The sequence below is a fragment of the Phenylobacterium sp. genome, from assembly GCF_044371015.1.
Classification (GTDB): Bacteria; Pseudomonadota; Alphaproteobacteria; order Caulobacterales; family Caulobacteraceae; genus Phenylobacterium.
Genome location: NZ_JBILUK010000259.1, coordinates 1 through 4,286, shown reverse-complemented (window position 1 = coordinate 4,286; position 4,286 = coordinate 1). Strand labels below are relative to the sequence as shown.

At 67.7% G+C, this 4,286-nt stretch carries 4 protein-coding genes and 1 pseudogene; all 5 read left to right on the top strand.

Annotation, left to right across the window (positions count from 1 at the left end):
* Nucleotides 1-300, top strand: a pseudogene (locus tag ACIQ3R_RS15820) (CDP-glucose 4,6-dehydratase); the annotation flags it as partial.
* Entirely contained in the window at nt 297-1,529 is a 1,233-nt protein-coding gene (locus ACIQ3R_RS15815) for a methyltransferase domain-containing protein (protein WP_397419817.1), read from the top strand. The pseudogene ACIQ3R_RS15820 and the gene ACIQ3R_RS15815, both read left to right, overlap by 4 nt.
* Entirely contained in the window at nt 1,529-2,056 is a 528-nt protein-coding gene (locus ACIQ3R_RS15810; protein WP_397419816.1) for a dTDP-4-dehydrorhamnose 3,5-epimerase family protein, read from the top strand. Before ACIQ3R_RS15815 ends, ACIQ3R_RS15810 begins: the two co-directional genes overlap by 1 nt.
* 151 nt (nt 2,057-2,207) lie before the next feature.
* Nucleotides 2,208-2,495: a co-chaperone GroES gene (gene groES / locus ACIQ3R_RS15805; protein ID WP_397419815.1), complete on the top strand. Its 288-nt coding sequence runs from the start codon at nt 2,208-2,210 to the stop codon at nt 2,493-2,495.
* A gap of 48 nt (nt 2,496-2,543) precedes the next feature.
* Nucleotides 2,544-4,187: a chaperonin GroEL gene (groL, locus tag ACIQ3R_RS15800; RefSeq protein ID WP_397419814.1), complete on the top strand. Its 1,644-nt coding sequence runs from the start codon at nt 2,544-2,546 to the stop codon at nt 4,185-4,187.
* Nucleotides 4,188-4,286: the final 99 nt, after the last annotated feature.

Below are 4,286 nucleotides of genomic sequence, written 5' to 3'. Positions count from 1 at the left end.
GCGCTGAACTTCGGCCCGAGGCCCGGCGGCGCGGAGGTGAGCGTCGGCGAACTGGCCACGCTCGGTGTCACGGCGCTGGGCGGGCGGCCATGGACCCACACGCCCGACCCGGCGTCGCTGGAGGCCAAGGCGCTGGGCATCGACGCCTCGCTCGCCAAGACCGTGCTGGGCTTCGAAAGCCGCCTCGATGCGCCAGAGGCGGTGCGCCTCACCATGGACTGGTACGCCCGCCAGGCCCGGGGCGAAGACGCGCGCGCCTTGTGTCTGGCCCAGATCGCGGATTACGAGGCCCGCCCATGAGCCTCTGCCGTTCCTGCCGCGCGCCCTTGAGCCGCACGTTCCTGGACCTCGGTCACCAGCCGCTGGCCAACAGCTATCTCACCGCTGAGCAACTCGCGGCGGGCCATGAGCCGGTGTTTCCGCTGCGCACGATGGTCTGCGACACATGCTTCCTGGTGCAGGCCGACCACGAGGTGCCGGCCGAGGCCATCTTCGACGAGGGGTATGCCTACTTCTCCTCTTTCTCGACGGGCTGGGTCGAACACGCGCGCCGCTACGCCGAGGCGATGATCGCGCGCTTTGGCCTCGGTGCAGACTCGCTGGTGGTCGAGGTGGCGTCGAACGACGGCTACCTGCTGCAGCACTTCCAGGCGGCCGGCGTGCCGGTGCTGGGGATCGAGCCCACCGCCAATACCGCCGAGGCCGCGCGCGCCAAGGGCATCCGCACCGACGTTGTGTTCTTCAACGGCGAGACCGGCGCCGCTCTGGCGGCGCGCGGCGACCGCGCCGACCTGATGGCCGCCAATAACGTGCTGGCCCACGTGCCGGACCTTAACGCGTTCGTCGCCGGCTTCGCCCCGACCCTCAAGCCCGAAGGCGTGCTCACGTTCGAGTTTCCGCACCTGTTGAACCTCATCCGGCTCGTGCAGTTCGATACGATCTACCACGAGCACTACTCCTACCTCTCGCTGCTGGCGGTGGAGCGGGTGCTGGGCGCGCACGGCCTGCGCGCCTTCGACGTGGAGCGGCTCCCGACCCACGGCGGCTCGCTCCGCCTGTTCTGCTGCCGCACCGAGGCGAGCCACGCCGCCACCGCAGGTCTCGCCCAATGCCGCGCCGATGAGACCGCCGCCGGGCTCGACAAGCCCGAGACCTACGACGGGTTCGCGGCGCGCGTGGCCCAGGTCCGCGACGGTTTCCGCGACTGGATCGCCCGGGCCCGCGATGAGGGCCGCACGGTCTGCGCCTATGGCGCGGCGGCCAAGGGCAACACCTTCCTCAACTATTGCGGCGTCACCTCCGACGACATCGTCGCCGCCTTCGACGCCAATCCGGCCAAGCAGAACCGCTACCTGCCGGGCAGCCATATCCCGGTCTTCGCTCCGGCCCGGATTGGCGAGTTCCGGCCCGACGACGTGCTGATCCTGCCCTGGAACCTGAAAGACGAGATCACCGCCCAGCTGGCCCACATCCGCGACTGGGGCGGCCGCTTCGTGATCGCCTCGCCCGATGTTCAGGTGCTCGACTAGTGCGCTTTGTGGAGACCTCGATCCCGGGCGTGATCCGCGTCGAGGCCGAGCCCCGCGCCGACGCGCGCGGCGCCTTCGCCCGCCTGCATTGCCCCGAGGATTTCGCGGCCGCCGGTCATCCCTTCACGCCGGCCCAGACCAGCCTGTCGCGCAACCCCGCGCGCCACACCCTGCGCGGCCTGCACTACCAGCCTAGGCCCCATGCCGAGACCAAGCTCGTGCGGGTCACACGTGGCCGCGTCTTCGACGTGGCGCTCGATCTGCGCCCGGAGAGCCCGACTTACCGCGGCTGGACCTCTGCCGAACTCTCGGCCGAGAACATGCATGCGCTGCTGATCCCCGAAGGCGTCGCCCACGGCTTCCTGACGCTCGAGCCCGACACCGACGTCGTCTACCAGATCACCCCCGCCTTCCGCCCCGGACACGAAGCCGGTGTGAGGTGGAACGATCCGGCGTTCGGGATCGCGTGGCCCGAGGCGCCGAAAGTGATCGGTGAACGCGACGCGGGGTATCCGGACTTCAGCTGAACCGCGTTGCCGCCCTTGACTCTGCTGACCCGCCTGCCTACCTCGGCCTGCGACCTTGGCACTCAGGCTCGGTGACTGCTAACAGCGCCGCCCAAGGCCATCGTCACAAGGCACAGACCCGTCCGCTTACGGACCAAGAGAGAGAACACACATGGCGTTTCGTCCCCTGGGAGATCGCGTCCTCGTCAAGCGCGTCGAGGAAGAAGAGAAGACCAAGGGCGGGATTATCATCCCCGACACCGCGAAGGAAAAGCCGCAGGAAGGCGAAGTGATTTCCGTCGGCCCCGGCGCGCGCGATGACAGCGGCAAGCTGGTTCCGCTCGACGTCAAGGCCGGCGACCGCATCCTGTTCGGCAAGTGGTCAGGCACCGAGGTCAAGCTCGACGGTCAGGATCTCCTGATCATGAAGGAAAGCGACATCCTGGGCGTCGTCTCCTAAGCGACCCGACCCAGCCCCTAGACAATTCAGAAAAGAGAGATCGCAACCATGGCTGCGAAAGACGTTTATTTCGGCTCCGACGCCCGTGACCGCATGCTGCGCGGCGTCAATGTGCTCGCCAACGCCGTGAAGGTGACCCTGGGCCCCAAGGGCCGCAACGTGGTCATCGAGAAGTCGTTCGGCGCCCCGCGCTCCACCAAGGACGGCGTTTCGGTGGCGAAGGAGATCGAGCTCAGCGACCGCTTCGAGAACCTCGGCGCCCAGCTGATCCGCGAAGTCGCCTCCAAGACCAACGACAAGGCCGGCGACGGCACCACCACCGCCACGGTGCTGGCCCAGGCCATCGTCACCGAGGGCCTGAAGTCTGTGGCCGCCGGCATGAATCCGATGGACCTGAAGCGCGGCGTCGACAAGGCGGTCGCCAAGGTCGTCGAAGAGATCAAGGCCTCGGCCAAGAAGGTCACCACCAACGCTGAGATCGCCCAGGTCGGCACCATCTCCGCCAACGGTGACACCGAAGTCGGCGAGATGATCGCCCGGGCCATGGAAAAGGTCGGCAACGAAGGCGTCATCACCGTCGAAGAGGCCAAGACCGCCGAGACCGAGCTCGACGTGGTCGAGGGCATGCAGTTCGACCGCGGCTACCTGTCGCCCTACTTCATCACCAACGCCGAGAAGATGCAGGCCGAGCTCGAAGAGCCGCTGATCCTGCTGTTCGAAAAGAAGCTCTCGACGCTGCAGCCCCTGCTGCCGGTCCTGGAGTCGGTGGTTCAGTCGGGCCGTCCGCTGTTGATCATCGCCGAGGACGTCGAAGGCGAAGCCCTGGCCACCCTGGTGGTCAACAAGCTCCGTGGCGGCCTCCGGGTCGCGGCCGTCAAGGCGCCGGGCTTCGGCGACCGTCGCAAGGCGATGCTGGAAGACATCGCCACGCTCACCGGCGGCCAGCTGATCAGCGAAGACCTGGGCATCAAACTTGAGAACGTCACGCTCGAGATGCTCGGCAAGGCCAAGAAGGTCACCATCGACAAGGACAACACCACCATCGTCGACGGCACGGGTGACAAGGCTGACATCGAAGGCCGCATCGCTCAGATCAAGAAGCAGATCGAGGACACCACCTCGGACTACGACAAGGAAAAGCTCCAGGAGCGTCTGGCCAAGCTGGCCGGCGGCGTGGCGGTTGTCCGGGTCGGCGGCTCGACCGAGGTCGAGGTGAAGGAAAAGAAGGACCGCGTCGATGACGCCCTCAACGCGACCCGCGCGGCCGTGGAAGAGGGCGTCGTGGCCGGCGGCGGCGTCGCGCTGCTGAAGGCTTCGAAGGTGCTGGACGGCTTCAAGGGCGACAATGACGACCAGGAAGCCGGCGTCGCCATCGTGCGCCGCGCGCTCCAGGCCCCGATCCGCCAGATCGCCGAGAACGCCGGCGTGGAAGGTTCGATCGTGGTCGGCAAGGTGCTCGAGAACAGCTCGGCCACCTTCGGCTTCAACGCCCAGACCGAGCAGTACGTCGACATGGTGGCCGCCGGCGTCATCGACCCGGCCAAGGTCGTGCGCACGGCCCTGCAGGACGCGGCTTCCGTGGCCGGCCTGCTGATCACCACCGAAGCGGCCATCGTCGAGGCCCCCAAGAAGGGCGGCGGCGGCGGCGCCCCGGGCGGCATGCCCGGCGGCATGGGCGACATGGACTTCTAGTCCACCTTAAGGACTGTCATCCCGGCCAACGGAGGGCGCAGCCCGAAGGCCGAGCCGGGATCGGGAAGGGCGGGTCCGCAAGGGCCCGCCCTTTTCGTT

Coding starts and splice junctions, on each gene's coding strand:
- groL (WP_397419814.1), top strand. CDS start 2,544: ATGGCTGCGAAAGACGTTTATTTCGGCTCCGACGCCCGTGACCGCATG.
- groES (WP_397419815.1), top strand. CDS start 2,208: ATGGCGTTTCGTCCCCTGGGAGATCGCGTCCTCGTCAAGCGCGTCGAG.
- ACIQ3R_RS15815 (WP_397419817.1), top strand. CDS start 297: ATGAGCCTCTGCCGTTCCTGCCGCGCGCCCTTGAGCCGCACGTTCCTG.